Origin of the sequence: Kribbella sp. NBC_01510, from assembly GCF_045040325.1 — a bacterium.
In the GTDB taxonomy this organism is placed as follows: Bacteria; Actinomycetota; Actinomycetes; order Propionibacteriales; family Kribbellaceae; genus Kribbella.
Window position 1 is genome coordinate 7,970,348 of record NZ_CP109418.1, and the last position, 20,294, is coordinate 7,990,641.

Genomic DNA, 20,294 nt, shown 5'->3' on the forward strand with positions numbered 1-20,294 from the left:
AGTCTGACCGACGCATGTGACCGTGTAACGCCGCTCGCACCGGAAACTCATCGGTCCGTCGATGACTCCTTCGCGGCGAAGATGTTCGCGAACCAGTCGAGCTGGGCCAGCTGCTGGTAGGTCTGACCGCCCTCGTGCTCGTTGTAGCTGTAGACCTCGATGTCCTTGGCGACGTCAGGCCGGGCGCCGTAGTGGTTGTAGGCGGCGAAGACCGTGGACGGCGGGCAGATGGCGTCCATCAGCGCGACCGAGAACAGCGTGGGCGCCGTGGCCAGCCGGCCCAGGTTCACCCCGTCGAAGTAGCTGAGCGTCCGCAGCGCCGCATCGACGTCGTGGCGGAAACCCTTCAGGTACCGGGTGATCTCGCCGTACGGATCCTCGTCGGTGATCTGCAGCGCCCGCTCGAAGTGGCACAGGAACGGCACGTCGGGGGCGCAGCCGAGCAAGTCGATCCCGGCCAGTCCGGCGAGCCCGGCCGCCGCGATCGAGATGCCGCCGCCCTGGCTGGCGCCGGTGACGATGATCTTGTCCGGGTCGACCAGCGGGGACGCCTTGGCGGCCTCGAGTGCGCGGACGGCGTCGATGAAGACGCGGCGGTAGTAGTACGCCTCCGGGTCGGTGATGCCCGCGGTCATGAAGCCCGGGGTGTGGTTGAGACCGGCGTACGCGCTGTCGTCGGGCGTACCGCTGCCGCCGCCGGCGCTGTAGCCCTGACCGCGGGTGTCCATCACGAAGTGGGCGTACCCGGCCTGCGCCCACAGGTTCGTGACGTGCGGGAAGCCACGGCCGCCCGAGTAACCGAAGTACTGCACGACGGTCGGGAGCGGACCGGTGGCGCCGGCCGGCACGTGCAGCCAGCCCTTGACCGGCGCACCGCCGAAGCCGGCGAACGTGACGTCGTAGGTGTCGATCACGGCGAGCTTGTTGTCGATCGCGGTGAACGAGGCGGACAGGTCGTCGGTGCGCGCCTTCTCGATCGAGCGGCGCCAGAAATCGACCAGGTCGGCGGGTGCGGCCACCTCGGGCCGGTATCCGCGGAGCTTGTCGAGAGAAAGATCGAACATGGCCATGAGCAACAAACCTACGCCGAACCGGACGCCGGCGGTAAGCGATCTCCAATACCGGACAACTTCCCGCTAAGGTGAGCTGATGCCTGGTCCGAACATCGTCTTCGTCATGTCCGACGACCACGCCGCCCACGCGATCTCGGCGTACGGGAGCAAGGTCAACAGCACTCCGCACCTGGACCGGCTGGCCCAGGACGGGGTCCGGATGGATGCGACGTACTGCACCAATTCGATCTGCTCTCCGTCGCGGGCGTCGATCCTGACCGGCACCTACAGCCATGTCAACGGGGTGGCGTCGATCTACACCGAGATCGACTACCGGGTGCCGACGTTCGCGGAAGTGCTGAAGGACATCGGCTACCAGACCGCGCTGTTCGGCAAGTGGCACCTCGGAGAGCGACCGGAGTCCGCCCCGCGGCACTTCGACGCGTGGCGGGTCTTCCCCGGGCAGGGCGAGTACGTCGATCCGCTGATGATCGGCCCGGACGGCGCCGGGATCGTGCCCGGCTACGCGACGGACATCGTTACCGATCAGAGCATCGACTGGATCCGGCAGCGCGATCCGGACCGGCCGTTCCTGCTGCTGGTGCACCACAAGGCGCCGCACCGGCCGTGGGTTCCGGACGAGAAACACAAGCACCTCTACCCGGTCGGATCGATCCCGGAGCCGGCCACACTGCTCGACGACTACTCCACCCGGAGCCAGGCGGTCCGCGGCGTGCGGATGTCGGTGGCGGACGACCTCGGTGCGGACGAGCTCGGCGAGGAACTGCCGGCCGAGCTGCGCGGCCCGGAGAACCGGGACGCGCGGATGCGGTGGAACTACCAGCGCTATCTGCGGGACTACCTGCAGTGCGTGCAGTCGATCGACGACAACGTCGGCCGGTTGCTGGACGTCCTCGATGACGAAGGGCTCCGCGACAACACCGTCGTCGTGTACACCTCCGACCAGGGGTTCTTCCTCGGTGAGCACGGGTGGTACGACAAGCGGCTGATGTTCGACGAGTCCCTGCAGATGCCGATGCTGATCCGCTGGCCCCCGGAGATCCCGGCCGGCGGCACCTGCGACGCGATGGTGACCAACGTGGACTTCGCCGCGACGTTCCTCGACATGGCCGGGCTGGAGGCCGCGGTCGCACTGCCGACGTCCCAGGGCCGCAGCATCCTGCCGTTGCTACGCGGAACGGACGTTCCGGACTGGCCGTCCGCGATCTACTACCGGTACTGGGAGCACGACGACCCGAGTCACCACGCTCCGGCGCACTACGGCGTACGGACGAAGGAGTTCAAGCTCATCCATTACTACGGCGCGGGCCTCGGCGTACCGGGGTCGTCGGACCGGATCTTCGCTGCGGAGTGGGAGCTGTACGACCTGCGCAACGATCCGGAGGAACTGGTCAACCTTGCGGACGATCCGGCGTACGCCGAGACCCGTGCGGCGTTGACCGACCAGCTCGCCGAACTGCAGCAGCACTACGCGGACACGCCGTACACCGGCCCGTCGACCCCGCACCCGACGTGGCCGTGGAGCTAGCGCGGCAGCACCTGGTCGAGCGTTGACACCGGTCGAGAGTCAGACATTCTGTCCCTACAAGGGTTTGTGCAGCGATTACGACATCGGCGACGCTCGCGGTGCCGCGTGGGGTTACGAGGACGCTTGAACCTGACCGTGGAGGAACGCTCGGGATGACCAGTGCCAGTTTGCTGTCGGTGAATGTCGGCCTACCGAAGAACGTCTCGTGGAACGGCAAGACCGTCTTCACGGGCGTCTGGAAGGAGCAGGTCGACGGTCCGGTGATGGCACGGCGGCTGAACCTCGACGGCGACGGCCAGGGCGACACCGCCGGTCACGGCGGTGAGCAACGCGCGGTGTTCGTCTACCAGATCGAGTCGTACCACCACTGGGAGCAGCACTTCGGCCGGGACGACTTCGTGTACGGGCAGTTCGGGGAGAACCTGACGGTCGACGGGTTGCCGGACGACGAGGTGTGTATCGGCGACCGGTACCGGATCGGCGAGGCCGAGTTCGAGGTGACGCAGCCACGGGTCACCTGTTACCGGGTCGGTCTGCGGATGGGCGAGCCGGAGCTGCCGGCGCTGCTGGTCGCCCACCACCGGCCGGGGTTCTACTTCCGGGTGATCACCGAGGGCCGGGTCGAGGCCGGTGACGCGATCGTCAAGACCAGGACCGGTCCGGGCGCGCTGAGCGTGGCCGACACCGACGCTCTGCTCTATCTCCCGCATCGAGACCTCGACGGTGTGCGTCGTGCCCTGAAGATCCCGGCCCTCAGCCCCGGCTGGCAGGGGTCGTTCCGTGAACTCCTGGAGGCCGATGCGACCGGCGCGGGTACGTTCACGGCAGCGGGGACATCGGTGGCGACACCGCCCGCCTGGGAGGGCTTCCGTGCGTTACGGGTGACCGACGTGGTCACCGAAACCCCGACCGTCTCGTCGATCCGGCTGGCGGCGACCGACGGCATGGACCTGCCTGCGGCCCGGCCGGGCCAATACCTGACGTTCCGGTTGCCGGACGCCGGACAGCCGGTCCCGGTGCGCAGCTACTCGCTGTCCTCCACGCCCGGGACCGGCAGCTACCGGATCAGCGTCAAACACGAGCCACACGGGATCGCGAGCGGCTACCTGACCAGCCGGCTGCGGCCCGGCGCCGTACTGGAGGTTGCGGCACCGCGAGGCGAGTTCGTGCTCGAGGACGGCACCGAGCCGGTCGTGCTGGTGTCGGCCGGTATCGGCGTCACACCGGTCATGGCGATGCTGCATGCGCTCGCGGCCGCGCGCAGTACTCGCGAAATTTGGTGGATCTACACCGCCCGCGGACCAGCGGAACACCCCTTGGCCGCAGAAGCGAACGATGTGCTGGGCACGCTGCCGCATGCCCATGAGCACGTCTACTACAGCTCATCCGGTGGGCGGCTCACCAAGGAGAAGCTGGTCGACCTGGCGCTCCCGGTCGATGCGACGGCGTACATCTGCGGCCCGGTCGCGTTCATGGCGGACATGCGCGAGGCGCTGACCGCCGTGGGGATCGAGCGGATCCACACCGAGCTGTTCAGTGCGTTGCCGTCGACCAACCCGGGCATCGTCAACCAGACGCTGCGTCCACCCCACCAACCTGCCGAGCTCGGCACCGGGCCGCTGGTGACGTTCGCCCGCAGCGGCCTCTCGACGCCAGGTGGCGAGGGCAGTCTGCTCGACCTGGCCGACGCCTGCGACGTCCCGACGCGCTTCAGTTGCCGCACCGGCGTGTGCCAGACGTGCGTGACGCCGTTGCTGTCCGGAGAGGTCGCCTACTCCCCCACTCCGCTGGAATCACCGCCGGACGGCCAGGTCCTCATCTGCTGTTCTCGCCCAACCACCGACCTGGTTCTGGACATGTAGTGGAATTCAAGCTCCAAGTGGCTCTTCTGACTGATGTGTGGGTGGGGGTGGTGGTACTGGGGGTGGGTGCGGTACAGCGGACTTTTCGACAGGACGTGTTCGCGGTCGGCTGGCCGACCCAGGCTCAGGCAATCGTCCATCACCTGGTCAGTGGGGTTCGGTGGGGTCGGAGTCCTGGTGCGTGGAGGGTTTTAGCCCGATCCGGGAGGAAAACCCTCCCCGAACCGGCAGAAAACCCTCCACCCGAACAGAACAGGGCGCACCCCGGGGCCGGTATCTGCGTGCCCACACCCTCCAGCGCCACGGACCCATGGCCAGGCCTCTCCCTCGAGTCAGATCGGGGTCGGGGGAGTCTGCCGATCCAGGTGGGTGACGCTGCCCAGACATACCCGCACCGACCAACAGCGGCCGACCGTCGACAGTCCGCACCGCCACCACACCGGGTGAGGCCGGGACGGAGCGGGAACCGACCAGGAGCACCACGCAACACGCTCCGAAACCACCCACACATCCAGCAGAAGAGCCCTCCAACTTGTCAATCTGCCCGTTCGCGACGTCGACGCAAACGTTGACTACGGCAACTTGATGCCGAACCCGGGCTGCTCCGACAGCGTTACGTGCCCGTCCGCCAGCGTGTAGCCGTCGCCGTCGGTGCCCTCGGTGTGGCCGGGGACGCCTTCGACGATGGGGATGTTGCCGAGTCCGGCGGCGAGGTGAGCGGCGTACAGGGTCTTGAGGGGCAGGCCCCAGGCGTGCGGGGAGGCTTCGGTGGACGCGTCGACGAGGCGTGGCATCGTCCGCCGCCACGCGGTGAGGCCGTGGCCGATGACATCCATCAGCGCGATGTCCAGGAGCCCTTCCTGCGCGAGCCTGACGATGTGCTCCTCGTCCGGATCGAACTCGCCGTCCGCGATCTTCGGCCCGGAGGTGCCGAGCAGCTCGCGCAGGAAACGGAAGTCCTCCCAGCGCTCGGCGAACGGCTCCTCGATCCAGTAGAGCCGGCAGTCCCCGACCGCGTCCAGGTACGCCGTCAGCGTGTTCACCGTGTAGCCGTCGTTCGGGTCCACCAGGATCTCGGCGTCCGGGTGGAGCTCGCGAGCCAGCCGGGTCACCTCGATGTCCCGCTCGAGGCCGGCCTGCGGGTCCATCCAGCGGTACCCGCGTCCGAGCTTCAGCTTGAAGTCGCGGAACCCGAGCTCGTGGTCCTGGCGAAGGTTCGCCCGGATCACCTCGATCCCCTCCGCCGCATCGAGATCGTCGAAGTAGATGCCGCCGCTGTAGCACCGGACCCTCGGAGTACCCGCGGCCCCGAGCATCGCGTAGACGGGCACCTGCAGGATCCGCGCCGCCAGATCGTGCAGCGGATAGTCGAGGAACTCGGCCGCGGGGTCGATCACGCCTCGATCCGGGTCGATCAGCTCGGCCAGATTCCGGCCCACGAGTCGCGCCGGATCCCCGGCGGACAAGGGAAGTCCCCAGCCGGTGGCCCCACGATCCGTCTCGACGACGTACGCCGTTGCCGTCCCGCCACTGCCGTGATCACCACGGAACGAGTTGCGCCCGACGGGACGGACGTACCGGTGGCCGATCTCGGCGGTTGTGACAGCTCTGATGACATGCCTGGCAAGTGTCATCGTTCAACGATAGAGACCGACCAGCCGACGGTACGCGCCCGGAGCACTCAGGACGTCGGTGTTGTCGGCGAACTGATCGATCGCTCCGAACCGCCCGAGCCTCGTCAGCCGGGGATCTTCGACCGTGGCGAGGCACGCGTCGACGAACCGCGAAGCCCCCACCACCATCGCGGGCCGGTCGAAATACGGCCGTGGCGACGGGTCCATCACCTCCGTGATCCCGAGGGTGTTATGCCGACGGGCGACCAGTTCGTACGCCGTCACCAGGGCGCGCTCACGCTGACTGAAGTCATCGGCGGCGACCACCTCCGCCAGCGCCTGGTCCAGCCCGTCCTCGTGCCCCAACCGGGCGAACGCCGTACCGAGCCATTTGGAGTAGGGCGCATAGGTCCGCGACTGCAGGAAGGCCAGCCGTATCACATCCCGCACCAGCCGCCCGGCCACGATCCGCGACCCCAGCTCGTCGCCGACCTCGTGGGTGCGCTGGACGAACGCCTCTTCCTGCGCGATGCGAGACCACTGACACGCGAGCAGCCAGCGCCACACCTCATCCGGATACCAAGCGAGGGCCTGACGGACCGCCTCCAGCCGGCCGTCGTCGGCGTACACGCGCCCGGCAACGACTCCGAGAATCTGCTGCTGTGGAGTGACCAGCCAATCCTCGAGGCCGATCCCCCGCGAGGCATCGAACCCCAACTGCCCGCGCAGCCAATCCCCCAGCGTCGCGACCGTCACATGGTGTCCCGGCTCCCGACCGTCCCACCCGAATCGGACCGCGAAGCCCTGATACTCCTCCGGCAGCCCAGTCTCCACGAGCGCTCGCACCCGCTCGACCTCTCCCGCATCCACCAACACCACTACCCGCGGACCCCACCCGTGATCCGTCGACCGCTCGGTGTCATAGCCCAGTACGTCCGACCCCCACCCCAGAAGCCCCGCCGCATACCCGACCTCGCCCACCAACGGCGCGATCACCTCGGCGTGAAAGCCGACCCCGAGCTCCCCCGCACCACGAAACTCCACCTTTGCCTCCTCAACAGCTCGACGTCGCACCCGATCGTCGTCCGTCTAGAGTGTCGCGGGTGATGAGTGTTTCGCATGTGGTTTGGGACTGGAACGGGACCCTCCTGGACGACAACCAGGTCGTGCTGGCCGCGGTCAACGAGGTGTGTGCCGGGTTCGGCCGGGCGGAGCTGAGCTGGCCCGAGTGGCAGGCGGCGTACGCGCGGCCGCTGCGGGCGACGTACGAGCGGATCCTGGGCCGCGCGCTCGACGACGAGGAGTGGGCTCGGGTCGACAAGCTCTTCCACGACCGGTACGACGCACTCCTGCATACCTGCGGTCTCGCAGCAGGGGTGACGGACGCGTTGCGGCAGTGGAACGAGAGCGGCCGCAGTCAGTCGCTGCTGTCGATGTGGTTCCACACCCGGCTGACCCCGACCATCGAAGAGTTCGGCCTCACGCAGTACTTCGCCCGCATCGACGGCCTGGCCGGTGACGTCGGTGGCGACTCGAAAGCCGACAGCCTGATCCGCCACCTCGAGGCCCAGAACCTCAATCCCGCCGAGGTCGTCCTGATCGGTGATGTGGTCGACGACGCGCACGCCGCCCGGTCTGCCGGCGCCCACTCCATCCTCGTCACCACTGGCGCCATGAGCCGGTCCGCCCTCGAATCCACCGGCGCTCCCGTCACCAACACCGTCACCGAAGCCCTCCACCTCCTCGAGCCCTGACACCGGGATGGGCAGTGAGGGCATGATGGAGCTATGGAGGACACAGCTCGGCTGAGAGCTTCAACCGGTGACAGCTCAGTGGAGAACGCGCAGGCGAACGGTCGCGTGGCCGCGACCTTCGCGCGGTTGGCGTTGGAGATGCATGAGGCGGACGGCGTGGACGAGACCGTCGATGCGGTCGTCCAGTTCGCGCTCCAGGCATTGAACTGCAGCTATGCGGGCGTCGCCCTGTACACCCGCGGCGGGCAGCCCGAGGTACCGGCGGTGACGGACCCGGTCGTGGCGGAGATCTACCAGTTCCAGATGAAGGGCGAGGACGGTCCGCTGCTCGCGACGATGCGCGACCGGGCGACCGTACTGGTCCGCGACACCACGACCGACACCCGCTGGCCCGACTGGGCGGCGAAGGTCACCGCTCTCGGAGTCCGCAGCGTGCTCGACGTACCGCTGGCTCTGGGTGACGCAGCCTCGCCGACTGTCGGCGTACTCGGTCTGTACAGCCCGCAGCCGGACGCCTTCGACACCGACGACGAGGCGATCGCCCACATCCTGGCCCGCCACGCCACCGTCGCGCTCGCGACCGCGCGGCACGAGCAGACGATGTCGGCCGCGGTCGACGCCCGCAAGCTGGTCGGCCAGGCGATGGGCATCCTGATGGAGCGGTACGCCGTCGACGGCGACCGCGCGTTCGCCATCCTGAAGCGCTACTCACAGGACACGAACACCAAGCTCCGCGACGTCGCCCAGCAACTGATCGACACCCGGAAGCTCCCGCGCTGACCGGGCCGGCTACCGCCCCACGGCCTTCGCCAGCTGAGCCTTGGTCATCTTCGACCGGCCCTTGACGTTCTTCTGCTTCGCCTCGTTGTAGAGCTGCTCCTTGGTCCGGCCCTTCGACCCGGTGTGCGAGCGCAGCCCACCACGCCGGCTCGACGAGATGTCGTGCGTCGAGCTCCGGCTCTTCTGCTTCGCCTCACCCGACCGCGCCCGTTCCTTGTTCACCGTGCGCGCCGCGACCTCCTCCGCGGTGTCCTCACTCCGGCCGCGCTTCTTCAGCCCGGCCTTGATGTGCTCGTACTGCCGCTCCCGCTTCGGGCTCGATCCTGCCGGCATGGTCTACTCCTTTCCCGTAGCCCGCCGGTACCCGCCGCGCAACAGCACAATCCCCGGTCTACGCCGGTGCGTGCTCCTTCAGGATCGTCATGAAGGCGCGCATCCAGGCCGGGTGATCAGGCCAGGCTCGTCCGGACACGACGTTGCCGTCGACGACCGCGTCGCCGTCGACCCACTCGGCTCCCGCGCCGCGCATATCGAGCTCCAGGGCCGGGTACGCCGAGGTCTTGCGACCGTTCAGGACACCGGCCGCCGCGGGAATGAGCGGTCCGTGACAGAGCTGGGCGACGGGCTTGGATTCGCCGTAGAAGTGCTTGACGATCCGCTGGCAATCCGCGTCGTTGCGGATGTACTCCGGCGCCCGCCCACCGGGAATCACCACCGCCACGTAGTCGGCCGGATCCACATCCGCGAACGCGACGTCGGCCTGCCACGTGTGGCCGGGCTTCTCGGTGTACGTGTCGAAGCCGTCCACGAAGTCGTGCACCACGAACTGCAGCTTCTTCACCGCCGGCGCGGCGATGTCAACGTCGTACCCCTCCTCGAGCAACCGCTGGTAGGGGTAGAACACCTCCAGGTCCTCCGCGGCATCACCGGTGAGAATCAGAACCTTCGCCATCATGCATCTCCTTCGCAGCGTCCGTCACCACCGCCAGCCTCCTCCGCACCCCAACACCGGTCAAGGGTGGTCCCTGCGGTGCTGCTGCTGGTCGTCGGACGTTCGCCCGGTGGTCATCCGGGAATCGGCGGCAAGCTACGTCGCGGTCCGACGGTGGCACAGCGCCGAATGATCGGCGCCTCAGCACGTGGATGTGAGGACCTGATGAACGACACGGTCGGCGACCTGACCGGTGCGTTCCGGTTCGGCGACACCAAGCACGCGCCGACGCTGCCGGACACCACCGGCCAGTACAACCTGGCGCAGTACCAGGCCTCTCAGCTGCCACTGCCAACCATCCCCGGCAGCGAGCAGCGCGCCCCACGTCAGGAGCCGGGCCACCGGCCTCACGTCGGGTGAGTCCTCATCCGGCCTGGGCCTGACTTCGTCTTTCGTCGCCCTTCCAGTCCGAGTTGAAGCCGTTGAGATGGGGGTGGTACATCTCGTTGCCGGCGTGCTGGGTGAACTCGACCTTCATCCAGAGCCGGTCCAGGTCGAACATGTCGACGCACACGTCGATCAGGCTCTGGGCCAGCTCTGCCCGGGTTTCGTCGGGGCGGCCCTGGCGGATGTCGCACATGATGAGGGCCGAGGGTGTGGGCGGGCCGGATTCGTGGCACCGCCAGACGCCGCCTTCGCCCAGGTCGTGCACGGAGACCGTCAGGAGGTCCATGGCCACCTGCATCGTTGCTCCGTAGATGACACCGACGCGGTGGGCCAAGGCTTGTTTGGCGGCTGCGTCGATGGTGATCGGCAGGTCGATCTGGATGGACGGCATGAGATCTCTCCTCTTCAGCGTGACTGGGCGGTGGTTTGCGTCGCCTGCAGTTCTCGAGCTACCGCGAACAGCTTGTGTTCGTTGCCGGGGGCTACCAGAAGCTGGATCGCCACCGGCAGACCGTCGAGGTGTCCGGCGGGCATGCTGATCGCCGGCATCCCGGTCAGGTTCCAGGGGCTGGTGAGCGAAAGCAGCGCCGACCGGACCTCGAGGTCGTTGCCGGCGACATGGATGCTGCGGGCCCCTATCTCTGGTGCGACGATCGGCACCGTCGGGAGGGCCAGGATGTCGAAGTCCCGCAGCATCCCATCCACGACTGCCCGCAGGTAGTCGCGAGCGTGTTCAGCCTGGGCGTAGCGCCCAGGCTGAACCCGCCCTCCGGCCTGGAGTCGTGCGAAGACCTCGGTGTCGATGAGCTCGCGGTCACCGTCCAGATGGTGCTCGTGTACGCGGAAGGCCTCGCTGCTTTGCAGCGTCGTGAAGGCTTCGAACCAGGTCTGGTCGCCAGGCGCCCGCGGGAACCGTGGCGCTTCCTCGACAGCGAACCCGGAGCGGTCGAGAACATCGCGGACCAGCGCTTCGACGCGTGGGTCGGTCATCGCGATGTCACGAGGCGAGATCCATCCGACCACCTCGCCCCCACGCTCCGCGTCGTACGTCGGTTGGTCGGCGAGTGCGTCATATCCGAGGCGCACGTCCTCGACGGTTGTCGCGAACAGGCCGACATGGTCGAGGCTCGGTGCCAGCGGATACACGCCTTTGGTCGAGATCGCGTCGTAAGTGGGTTTGAAGCCGACCACTCCACACAGCGCGGCCGGCACCCGGACGGAACCGGCGGTGTCCGTGCCGATCGCGAGCGGCACCATTCCCGCAGCTACGGCCACGGCGCTCCCACCGCTGCTGCCGCCGGACATCCTGCTGGGGTCGATCGGGTTGCGCGACGGCCCATGGACGGAGCGGTCACCAGTCGCTCCATAGGCGAACTCGTGCAGCGTCGTCTTCCCGACGATGACGGCACCGCGGTCACGCAGTCGCCTGACGACTTCGGCATCCTCCGTGGCCGTGGCGCCGAAGGAGGTTGCCGATCCGCACGTGGTCGGGAGCCCTTCCATGTCGATGAGGTCCTTGACTGCGACCGGTACGCCGTGGAGCGGGCCGCGATCGATACCGGCTGCCCGCTCTTCGTCCACGATGCGCGCCGAACTGTAGGCACCTTCCTCGTCGATCAGCGCGAAGGCGTTCACGGTCGGGTTGAGCTCGTGGATCCGGCGCAGCGCTCTGCCGACCAGGTCTGTGGCCGAGGTCTCGCCGCTGCGCAAGGCGCGCGAGAGCTCGGTGATGCTGGGAGTGACGGTCATGAGGCGACTCCAGGGATCAGGCCGAGGACAGGCACGATGACCGCCGTACAGACGCTCATCGAGGCCACGTTGCCGATGAAGGGATGGAAGGACGCCGGGAGGCGGCGCGAGATCGCAGCTGCGACCGGCGGAGCGATGAGTGCGCCGACCAGGGCGCCCAGGAGGACGGCTGGGACCGTCCCACCGAAGGCCAGCACGGTGGCCGGGGCGACCGACACAACCGGTACGAATGTGGGGTAGAAGCCGTGGGCATGCCAACGCCTGCGCCAGATGAGGACACCGGTCAATGCGGTGACGGCCTGTGCGGCAAGGACAGCCAGGAAGAGACCCGAGCCGTAGACCAGCGCCGAGGGGCTGATCGCGTAGGCGACGACGGCCCCGACAAGCATCGCGGCGCTCGCCCATTCGTTACCGAAGAACTGCGCTTCGGTGAAGTCGGCCAGCGCGCGGCGTGGGACCCACAGCCAGGAAGCGGTGCGTGGATCGGGGTCATCTGCCTTGGCTGCCCGCCAGGCGCCAGGCGCGGGCATCCAGGGCAGGAATCGGACGAGAGAGAACGCGACGAGGGCGCCGATCCACATCCCGCTGGTTGCGCCGACGACCAGAGGCAGCTCCAATGGCTTGCAGACAAGGTCGACCGCGGCGATCGACGCCGGTGGAGCGAACAGCGCTCCGGTGATGGCCGCCGTCAGGCCGACGATCCGTCCGGGACCGTAGAGCACGACCATGGCCGGCGCCACGGAGACGAGCGGCACGAAGAGGGGCTGCCAGATGCCAGGCTCCAGCGTCCACCCCCACGCAATGGTGCCCAGCAGCAAGCTCAGGAGCGCGCTGCCCGCAGCCCACGGCCAGAGCCCGGTGCCGCAGGCCTGCACGAAACCTCGCCATTTCCATGACCTCCGATCCGCCAGGTGCCCGATCGCGCTGCCCGCAGCCCACGGCCAGAGCCCGGTGCCGCAGGCCTGCACGAAACCTCGCCATTTCCATGACCTCCGATCCGCCAGGTGCCCGATCGCGCCACCCACGAGCAGGCACGCGCCGGCCGAGGCGACGGCGTAGTACTGCGGTTCGCTGATGGAGGTGATCAACCACAGGGCCAGGCCCCGCGCATCGGCGTAGCGGCCATCCCACACCTGCCCACCGGATTCGTTGCCTGCAGCAAACACCCAGGCGACCAGGACCACGAGAAGGATGCCGCCGGCGACGTACTCGACCCGGTACCGCCGGAGCGTGCTGCCCGGACGGCCGACCGTCGTCGTCATCACGTCACCGCGGCAGCGGCGCCGCGCCGCGATAGCCGAGCATCTGGTCGTACAGATCGGTACGGCGATCGCGATGCAGGTCGTTGAGCTGGTTCCAGATCGGGGCGGTCCTCGCGGCGGTGAGGTCGATGTCCGCGTAGATGATCGTGTCCTCGTCCGGTCCGGCGATCCGGTCCACCGGCCAGCCGTTCGTGCCGGCGATCAGGGAGTTGCCCATGAAGCCGGCGCCGCGCTCCTGACCGATCCGGTCCGCGGTGGCGATGAAGACGTTGTTGGCGTGCGCGGCCGTGATGGTCAGATGTGCGGCCATGCACACACCGCTCGCGTCGTACAGGGGCGGCGGGGTCCAGACCCAGCCAGTGGGGATGCAGATGATGTCGGCGCCCAGCTGGGTGACGATCCGGGCGGTCTCGGGGAACCAGATGTCCCAACAGACCAGCAGCCCGATCCGGCCGATCCGCGTGTCGAACACCGAGAACCCCTCGTCGCCCGGGGTGAACCACAGCTTCTCGTTGTTCCACAGGTGGGTCTTGCGGTACCGGCCGATGTAGCCGTCCGGGCCGACGAGGACCGCGGTGTCGAAGAGCCTTCCGTTCGACTGTTCGACGACGTTCCCCACGATGTAGACGTCCCGCTCAGCGGCGATCCGGGTGAACATGTCGACACTGCGGCCGCCGGGCACCGGCTCGGAGTGCGCGTACGCCTCCTCGCGGGTCTCGAACACGTAGCCCGTGGTCGCGAGTTCGGGAAGGACGATGAGGCCCGCGCCGTGATCGGCGGCAGTCGTCAACCGCTCTTCCACGGCGGTGGCGTTGGCCTTCAGGTTCTCCACTCCGACGTGCGGCTCGAACTGCACCACCGCCACGCGCACCGGGCTCACCCTGGTGTCCCGGCCGGCCTCCGACTGCTCCGTCATGGTCTCTCCTCTGTTCTGCCCCGCACCAACTGGTTTCAACTTGAAACCGATGCGAGGGACCGTAGCAGCGGCTGGTTTATACTTGCAACCAGTTGCGAAGAAAAACTTGTGGGCGGATCGATCGGTAAGGGAGTGACATGGCGCGACGCGTGAGCCACGAGGGGGCGGAGTGCCCGGTCGCCCGGGCGGTCGACATCATCGGCGACCGCTGGTCACTCCTGCTCGTTCGCGACGCCTTCGACGGGATCACCCGGTTCAGCGACTTCCAGCGCAGCCTCGGGCTGGCCAGGAACATCCTCGCGTCGCGACTGAAGGAACTGGTCGGCGCGAGCATCCTGGAGGTGGTGCCCGCCGCCGACGGCAGCGCCTACCACGAGTACGCGCTCACCGAGAAGGGTCGCGAACTGTTCAGCATCGTCGTCGCGCTGCGGCAGTGGGGTGAGGATCACCTGTTCGAGGACGGCGAGCCGCACTCCGTTCTCCTCGACGCCGCCAACGAACGACCCTTGCAACGGCTCGAGGTCATCGACGCGACCGGCCGCACGGTGACCTCGTCGGACACCTTCGTCCGCAAGGTCTCGCACTGAGCTCAGTCGGGATAGGTGCCCGGGTCCGGCGTGACCGTGGGTGGGATTCGAGGCAGCAGCGTCGGGTCGGCCGCTGCCGATTCAGCGAGGTCGCGACAGCGGGCGAATGCGACGTCGCCGCACGACTGGGCGTACTCGATCAGTTCGCGCAATGCCACCAGCCGGCTCGGACGTCCGGTCAGGAACGGGTGCATGCACAGATTGAACAAGCAGCGGTACTGGCGCATCGCGTCCAGCTCCGCCCGCCACATCTCGAGCACCTTCCGCGGCGACTCGATCACCGACCCGATCTGCGGGGACGGCAGGTACGCGTACTGTTCCCAGTCGTCCAGCGACCAGTGCACCGGTAACTCCACGAACATCCCGCCGTCGACCTCGAGCCGGTAGGGCCGGTCATCCCCCATCAGCGACGAGTCGTAGGCGAGCCCGTGCTCGGCGATGAGGTCGAGCGTGACCCGCGTCGCTTCCCACAGTGCCGCCCGGTGCCCACGGATTTCGATGCCTTGGGCATCGAACACCGCCAGTGCCCGCTCGAAGTCCGCACGCTCCTCGGCCGCGCCGAGCGAGGTCGGCGCACGATGACTGTAGGAGTGATGCGCGACCTCGTGGCCGCGCTCGACGATCGTTGCCGCCAGCCCCGGTCGGTGCTCGGCCACCCACCCTGGAACGAAGAACGTCGCCGGTACGCCGAGCTCCGCCAGCAACTCCAGGATCCGTGGCACTCCGACGTCCGGCCCGTAGGCCTGGTGCGACATCGTCATCAGATGATCGGCGTACCGGCGGCCCGCTGCCAGGATCGGCGTCTCGGCATCGACGTCGAAGGTCAGCGTGACAACAGCGGCCGCCCCACCGTGCCACGTCGAATCCGTCATGGCTGATCAGTCTGCCACTGGAGGGCGTTGGCCAATGTTGCTGCCGGCTCCAGCATCCGGCGATCGAAGCGAGCCAGCTCCGCCTCGTCGGCAAGGCGCTGCGGCAGGTCAGGATTCGCCAAGGCTCCCCGGCCCAGCGACAGGAGGTCGGCGTGCCCGTCGGTCAGCACCCGATCCGCCTGTTCCGGGTCGTGCATCCCGCCGTTCGCGATCACCGGCAAGCCGCTGACCCGTCGCGCGAGTCCGGTGATCGTGTGACCGCCCTGCAACCGGGCGGTGTCGAGCCAGTTGCGCCCCTCGCTGGCGACGTGCAGGTAGCCGATGCCGGTGTCGGCCAGGGTCGCGAAGATGATCTCGGCGTCGTGAGCGCCGCCCGGCCAGCGATAGTCGAGGTCGTTCACCTTGGTCTGCGACAGCCGGACCCCGAGGACGAAATCCGAGGGGGTCGCGGCCACTACGGCGGCCGCGACCTCGGCGGTCAACCGGATCCGGTTCGCGACAGGACCGCCGTACGAGTCGGCGCGCTCGTTGGTGTAGACGGTGAGGAACTGGTCGAGCAGATACCCGTTGGCGCCATGGATCTCGACTCCGTCGAAGCCGGCGTCATGTGCTCGCACCGCCGCCGCGGCGAATCCCGCGACGATCTCCTCGATCTCGGCCACGGCGAGCTCGCGTGGCGTGGGCCAGGAACCGCTGCCGCCGTACTCGGTCAGCATCTCGCCGATCGGCCGGACAGCGGACGGCCCGACGCGCTCCGAGCGATGCGGGTTGCCCTGCGACAGCGCGCCCGCGTGCATCAGCTGCGCGAGGATCGGGCGCCCGGCGGCATGCACCCGGCGGGTCACCTCTCGCCAGCCGTCGACCTGCTCCGAAGTGCTCAGCCCTGGCTGGTTCAGATACCCCTGGCTGTACGACGAATCCGGGTAGATCCCCTCGGTGATCACCAGACCGAACCCGCCCTCGGCGAACTCGGCGTAGTAGCCGGCCATCTCCGGCGTCGGCACACCGTCGGGTGCGGCCGACACCCGGGACATCGGTGCGACGGCGAACCGGTTCGCCAGCGCGAGGCCGGAGAGTTCGGCAGGTTCCAGGGCGGGGTGGAGGCTCGTGGTTGTCAGATCCATGCCGACAACTGCACCATCCGTCGACCCCGTTCGCGATGGAGTCGGCCACAGAGAACCGGGCCTGCGCTGGAGGATTCTCCACTGAATCCGGGCAGCCCTCCTGGTTGGGTTGCCCCATGACACAGACCATCTCGCGCACCACCGTCCCGGCACGGACCGGACGAGCAGTCCGAGTCCAGCGCGGTGACCACGTTCGGGTCGTCGACCTCGCCGGAGCACAGGTCGGTGACCTCTTCGCATACGTCGCCACGCCGGACGGCATCACCGCGGAACACCTGAGCGCCTCCCACACCAGGGCCGCCGTCAGCCGCCTGTTCCCGGCCGTCGGTGAGGCCTTTGTGACCGATCGACGCCGGCCCATTCTCACGCTGGTCGAAGACACGTCGCCCGGCGTGCACGACCTGCTCATCGCGGCCTGTGACGACGCCCGATACGCCGCTCTCGGCGTACCGGATCATCCGTCGTGTGCGCGCAACCTGCGAGATGCGCTCGGCGTCGACCTCATACCGCAGCCGGTCAACGTGTTCATGCGGGTCCCGATCGGCGCCGGGAACACGCTGGATTGGTTGCCTGCGGCAACTCGTCCGGGCGACTCGATCACGTTCCGCGCCGAACTCGACTGCGTCGTGGTGGTGTCGGCCTGCCCGCAGGACCTGACGGTGATCAACGGCGAGGCACCGACCGACCTCGCCGTCGACGTACTGCGGTAACCCGCTACCGCGACTTCGCCATGTCGCCCGCCTCGAGGGCGAGGTAGAGATCGACCCGGTCCTCGGTCCGGGCGACGTCGCGACCGGTCAGCTCGGTGATCTTCGCCAGCCGGTTCCGCAATGTGTTGACGTGCACGTAGAGCGCGGTCGCGGTGGCGGCGAACTGTCCGTCGTTCGCAAGAAACGCCCGCAGCGTGGTCTCCAGCTCGCTGTCGCGCAGTCTGTCGTGCTCGCGAAGTGGTCCGAGCACTCCGTCCACGAACCCCTGGAGCGTCGCGGCGTCCTGGAGGCCGAGCAGCAGCCGGTGAGTGCCCAGCTCCCGGAACGACGCGACCGCCGGACCGCCGCGCCGGCGCCGCAGCACCTGACACGCCTCGCGAGACTGCACGAGCGGTTGCCGCAGCTCCGCCGCCGAGGAAGCGGTGTCTCCCAGCCCGACGACGGGCCGCCGATCGGAGAACCGGGTCCGCACCGCGGAGCACAGCTCGCTGGCCAGCTTGCCGAGATCCCGTCGAGGACGTTGTACGACGGCGACCACGTCCTGGCTGCCTGCGGCGACGGCAACGGCCAGGCTCTGGGACAGGAAGAACTCACCGACCGTCTCGGCCAGTCCCGGCAAGGTCGACTCGGCACCGTCGGCGAAGGCGACCGTGAGAACGACCAGCTCGGCCGACGGGTCCACACCGAACGCCCGCAGCCGGTCGGCGACCTCGGCCGCCCGCTGCGGCCCGGACTGGATCATGTCGAGCAACTCGCTGGCGAACCGCGACTCGATCGCCTGGATCGCCTGTTGTTTGGCGACCTCCAGGCTGAGGAAGCGCGCGGCCTGGTCGAGCGCCTCCTGCTCCGCCCTCCCCAGCCGGCTCACCGGCCGCAGACACAGCAGCGCGGCGTCGGTGTCGCCGACCGCGCCGACCAGGAACACCGTCGCACGGCCGATATCTGCCCCGAGGTCGATCTCGAGCGGCGGCGGGTGCCGGGCCAGGCCGTCGGCCACCGTTCGCCGCTGCTCGGCCGACAACTCGCCGCCGGTGGATGCGAGCTGCCGCGCCATCCGGTCGACCACTACCAGCGGAACGTCGTGTTCCTTCCGCAGCACGGCCAGCACACCCGAGGCTCCCGCACCGCGCGAGATCGCGGACGCCAAGGCGTCGCCGCGCCGAACCATGCCGACCAGTGCGTCCCGGCGCCGATCGGCCTGGATCGCCGAAGCGGCCTCGGTCACCGCGGTGAACGGGACCTCGATCGAGATCTCCACCAGCGGCAGACCCTCCTGCCGGCAGGCCTCGACCAACCCGTCGGGCGTGACCGGTGTCTCCTGACGCAGGCCGAAGACGATGCCGACTCCGCCGGCCCGGCGAACGCTCGCCACGAACGCGCCGGCGGACGTCTCGTGCTGCCACAACCCGTTGGTGAGGACGATCTCGCCGGCCCGCACGTACGGCGACGGGTCGGGCAACTCGGTGTTGTGCACCCACAGGGCCTCGCGGTCGAGCGCCCCCGTCGGGCCGGGGACCAGGACCTTCAGTTCGAGCGCACGATTGCCGACAAGCGCCGCCAGACTCAGCATGGTGTGAACATATCCAGTGAGAGCCCGGATTCACTAGACATCTACCCACTGCCCCGACGTGGTCACGGCTGGTTTTCTGAGCCAACTCGATCCACTGGAGGCCGCCATGACCACCCCCGCACCCGAGGCAGTGCCGTTCGACGCGCACGGCGTGGACCCGATCCCGCCGGCCGACCGGGACTCCAGTCCCCGTGAGCAGTTCTGGATCTGGGCCGGCGCCAACCTGGCTCCGATCAACTGGGTCCTCGGCGCGCTCGGCATCACCCTCGGCCTGAGCCTGCTGGAGACCGTCCTCATCGTTGCCATCGGCAATGTCCTTGGCTGCGGACTGTTCGGCCTGCTGAACGTCATCGGTCACCGGACCGCCGTCAACCAGATGGTGCTCGGCCGGGCGCCGTTCGGACGCTACGGTGCCGTCGTACCGGGCCTGATCCAATGCCTGCTGACGATGGCGTGGGTCGGCGTGAACACCTGGGTCGTCCTCGACCTCGTCCTAGCCGTACTCGGCAAACTCGGCATCCGGGGCGGCGCCGGTCTCGAGTACGGCGTGGCGGCGGCGATCATGATCGTCCAGCTCGGCCTGGCGCTGTACGGGTTCTACGCGATCCGCACCTTCGAGAAGTACACCGTCCCGTTGACGGTGCTGGTGATGGCGATCATGACGGTGCTCGCGCTCAGCCGGACGGAGCTGCACTGGACCGCGGCCACCGCGAGCACGCCGGCCGACAAGCTGACGGCGATGACCCAGTTGATGACCGCTATCGGTGTCGGCTGGGGAATCAGCTGGCTGCCGTACTCCGCCGACTACAGCCGCTTCGTCCGGCCCGAGGCGTCCAGCCGATCCGTCTTCTGGGCCACTGCCCTCGGGATGTACGTCCCGACCGTCTGGCTCGCGGCCCTCGGCGCCTGCCTGGCCGGCGCGGGCACGAGCAGCGACCCCTCCGCTCTCGTCACTGAAGCCTTCGGCGTCATGGCCGTGCCCGTGCTCCTGCTGATCATGCACGGTCCGGTCGCGACCAACATCCTGAATCTGTACTCGTGCTCGCTCGCCGCACTCTCCATCGGGATCAAGGCTGCGCGGTGGAAGGTCACCCTCCTGGCCGGCGTGGTCGCGTCCGCCGTCCTGGTCGTGTTCGTGCGCGCCGGCAGTTTCGGGCAGGCCTTCGACAGCTGGATGGTCTCGATCCTGGTCTGGATCAGCCCATGGAGCGCCATCGTCGCGGTCGACTACCTGATCCTCCGCCGGGGTCGCCTGGACATCCCAGGTCTGTATGCGGCCAACTCGCCGTACGGCCGCTGGAACGTCCGGGCACTCGTCAGCCTGCTGCTGGGCCTGGTCGCCGGCTGGAGCTGGCAATACGGATTGGTCCCGGCCATGCAGGGCCCCATCGCGGTTGCTCTCCACAACACCGACTTCTCCTGGCTATCAGGGGCCCTGGTCGGCGGAGGCCTCTACTACCTCGCCAGCCGCCGGGTCATCCTCAGATCCGCCGACTTCACCCTGGAAACCAGCTGA

The 20,294-nt window shown here is 68.3% G+C and carries 20 protein-coding genes; 8 read left to right on the forward strand and 12 right to left on the reverse strand.

The features are described from left to right. Nucleotides 1-47: 47 nt before the first annotated feature. Complete coding sequence (locus OG558_RS38965; RefSeq protein WP_405067495.1) at nt 48-1,064, reverse strand: acetylxylan esterase; 1,017 nt, start codon at nt 1,062-1,064, stop codon at nt 48-50. A gap of 85 nt (nt 1,065-1,149) precedes the next feature. On the opposite strand from OG558_RS38965, the gene OG558_RS38970 reads away from it, so the two are divergent. Both OG558_RS38970 and OG558_RS38975 read left to right on the forward strand, forming a co-directional pair. Next, nucleotides 1,150-2,601 carry a sulfatase gene (locus OG558_RS38970; RefSeq protein WP_405067496.1) on the forward strand — a complete coding sequence of 484 codons (1,452 nt, stop codon included), beginning with the start codon at nt 1,150-1,152 and terminating at the stop codon, nt 2,599-2,601. Between the two features lie 152 nt (nt 2,602-2,753). Next, a complete protein-coding gene (locus tag OG558_RS38975; protein ID WP_405067497.1) occupies nt 2,754-4,463 on the forward strand; it encodes an MOSC domain-containing protein in 1,710 nt (569 codons plus the stop codon). A 572-nt stretch (nt 4,464-5,035) separates the two neighbouring features. Here OG558_RS38975 and OG558_RS38980 read toward each other — a convergent pair. Both OG558_RS38980 and OG558_RS38985 read right to left on the reverse strand, forming a co-directional pair. After that, nucleotides 5,036-6,097 (reverse strand): mandelate racemase/muconate lactonizing enzyme family protein, encoded by a 1,062-nt coding sequence (locus OG558_RS38980; RefSeq protein WP_405067498.1) that lies wholly within the window; start codon nt 6,095-6,097, stop codon nt 5,036-5,038. Nucleotides 6,098-6,100: 3 nt separating this feature from the next. Further along, nucleotides 6,101-7,120, reverse strand: a complete 1,020-nt coding sequence (locus tag OG558_RS38985; protein WP_405067499.1) for a DUF4037 domain-containing protein — start codon at nt 7,118-7,120, stop codon at nt 6,101-6,103. Between the two features lie 62 nt (nt 7,121-7,182). On the opposite strand from OG558_RS38985, the gene OG558_RS38990 reads away from it, so the two are divergent. Both OG558_RS38990 and OG558_RS38995 read left to right on the forward strand, forming a co-directional pair. Further along, nucleotides 7,183-7,830, forward strand: a complete 648-nt coding sequence (locus OG558_RS38990; protein ID WP_405067501.1) for an HAD family hydrolase — start codon at nt 7,183-7,185, stop codon at nt 7,828-7,830. 138 nt (nt 7,831-7,968) lie between these two features. Beyond that, the gene (locus OG558_RS38995) at nt 7,969-8,610 is read left to right on the forward strand and encodes a GAF and ANTAR domain-containing protein (protein WP_405072275.1); all 642 of its coding nucleotides are present in this window, start codon (nt 7,969-7,971) and stop codon (nt 8,608-8,610) included. A 9-nt stretch (nt 8,611-8,619) separates the two neighbouring features. On the opposite strand, the gene OG558_RS39000 is transcribed toward OG558_RS38995, so the two are convergent. Next, nucleotides 8,620-8,943 (reverse strand): plasmid stabilization protein, encoded by a 324-nt coding sequence (locus tag OG558_RS39000; protein WP_405067503.1) that lies wholly within the window; start codon nt 8,941-8,943, stop codon nt 8,620-8,622. Nucleotides 8,944-9,001: 58 nt separating this feature from the next. Continuing rightward, nucleotides 9,002-9,562, reverse strand: coding sequence for a DJ-1/PfpI family protein (locus tag OG558_RS39005; protein ID WP_405067505.1), 561 nt, complete (start codon nt 9,560-9,562; stop codon nt 9,002-9,004). 204 nt (nt 9,563-9,766) lie between these two features. Between OG558_RS39005 and OG558_RS39010 the strand changes: the two genes are divergently transcribed. Further along, nucleotides 9,767-9,961 carry a hypothetical protein gene (locus tag OG558_RS39010; protein WP_405067506.1) on the forward strand — a complete coding sequence of 65 codons (195 nt, stop codon included), beginning with the start codon at nt 9,767-9,769 and terminating at the stop codon, nt 9,959-9,961. Between the two features lie 4 nt (nt 9,962-9,965). On the opposite strand, the gene OG558_RS39015 is transcribed toward OG558_RS39010, so the two are convergent. Genes OG558_RS39015 through OG558_RS39030 form a run of 4 tightly spaced genes read right to left on the reverse strand, consistent with a single transcriptional unit; the run spans nt 9,966 to nt 13,915 of the window. Next, complete coding sequence (locus tag OG558_RS39015; protein WP_405067507.1) at nt 9,966-10,379, reverse strand: hypothetical protein; 414 nt, start codon at nt 10,377-10,379, stop codon at nt 9,966-9,968. Nucleotides 10,380-10,393: 14 nt separating this feature from the next. After that, complete coding sequence (locus OG558_RS39020) at nt 10,394-11,737, reverse strand: amidase (RefSeq protein ID WP_405067508.1); 1,344 nt, start codon at nt 11,735-11,737, stop codon at nt 10,394-10,396. Further along, complete coding sequence (locus OG558_RS39025; RefSeq protein WP_405067509.1) at nt 11,734-12,999, reverse strand: hypothetical protein; 1,266 nt, start codon at nt 12,997-12,999, stop codon at nt 11,734-11,736. Before OG558_RS39025 ends, OG558_RS39020 begins: the two co-directional genes overlap by 4 nt. 4 nt (nt 13,000-13,003) lie before the next feature. Continuing rightward, on the reverse strand, nt 13,004-13,915 hold the full coding sequence (locus tag OG558_RS39030; RefSeq protein WP_405067510.1) for a nitrilase family protein: 912 nt from the start codon (nt 13,913-13,915) through the stop codon (nt 13,004-13,006). Between the two features lie 137 nt (nt 13,916-14,052). Here OG558_RS39030 and OG558_RS39035 point away from each other — a divergent pair, with 137 nt between their 5' ends. After that, nucleotides 14,053-14,502 carry a winged helix-turn-helix transcriptional regulator gene (locus tag OG558_RS39035; protein ID WP_405067511.1) on the forward strand — a complete coding sequence of 150 codons (450 nt, stop codon included), beginning with the start codon at nt 14,053-14,055 and terminating at the stop codon, nt 14,500-14,502. Between the two features lie 2 nt (nt 14,503-14,504). On the opposite strand, the gene OG558_RS39040 is transcribed toward OG558_RS39035, so the two are convergent. Both OG558_RS39040 and OG558_RS39045 read right to left on the reverse strand, forming a co-directional pair. Next, a complete protein-coding gene (locus OG558_RS39040; RefSeq protein ID WP_405067512.1) occupies nt 14,505-15,374 on the reverse strand; it encodes a polysaccharide deacetylase in 870 nt (289 codons plus the stop codon). Beyond that, entirely contained in the window at nt 15,371-16,498 is a 1,128-nt protein-coding gene (locus OG558_RS39045) for a tRNA-dihydrouridine synthase (RefSeq protein WP_405067513.1), read from the reverse strand. The genes OG558_RS39040 and OG558_RS39045 overlap by 4 nt, the downstream gene beginning before the upstream one ends. 116 nt (nt 16,499-16,614) lie before the next feature. Between OG558_RS39045 and OG558_RS39050 the strand changes: the two genes are divergently transcribed. Beyond that, the gene (locus OG558_RS39050) at nt 16,615-17,208 is read left to right on the forward strand and encodes a DUF1989 domain-containing protein (protein WP_405067514.1); all 594 of its coding nucleotides are present in this window, start codon (nt 16,615-16,617) and stop codon (nt 17,206-17,208) included. 4 nt (nt 17,209-17,212) lie between these two features. On the opposite strand, the gene OG558_RS39055 is transcribed toward OG558_RS39050, so the two are convergent. After that, on the reverse strand, nt 17,213-18,778 hold the full coding sequence (locus OG558_RS39055) for a PucR family transcriptional regulator (RefSeq protein ID WP_405067515.1): 1,566 nt from the start codon (nt 18,776-18,778) through the stop codon (nt 17,213-17,215). A gap of 106 nt (nt 18,779-18,884) precedes the next feature. Here OG558_RS39055 and OG558_RS39060 point away from each other — a divergent pair, with 106 nt between their 5' ends. After that, nucleotides 18,885-20,294 (forward strand): purine-cytosine permease family protein, encoded by a 1,410-nt coding sequence (locus OG558_RS39060; RefSeq protein ID WP_405067516.1) that lies wholly within the window; start codon nt 18,885-18,887, stop codon nt 20,292-20,294.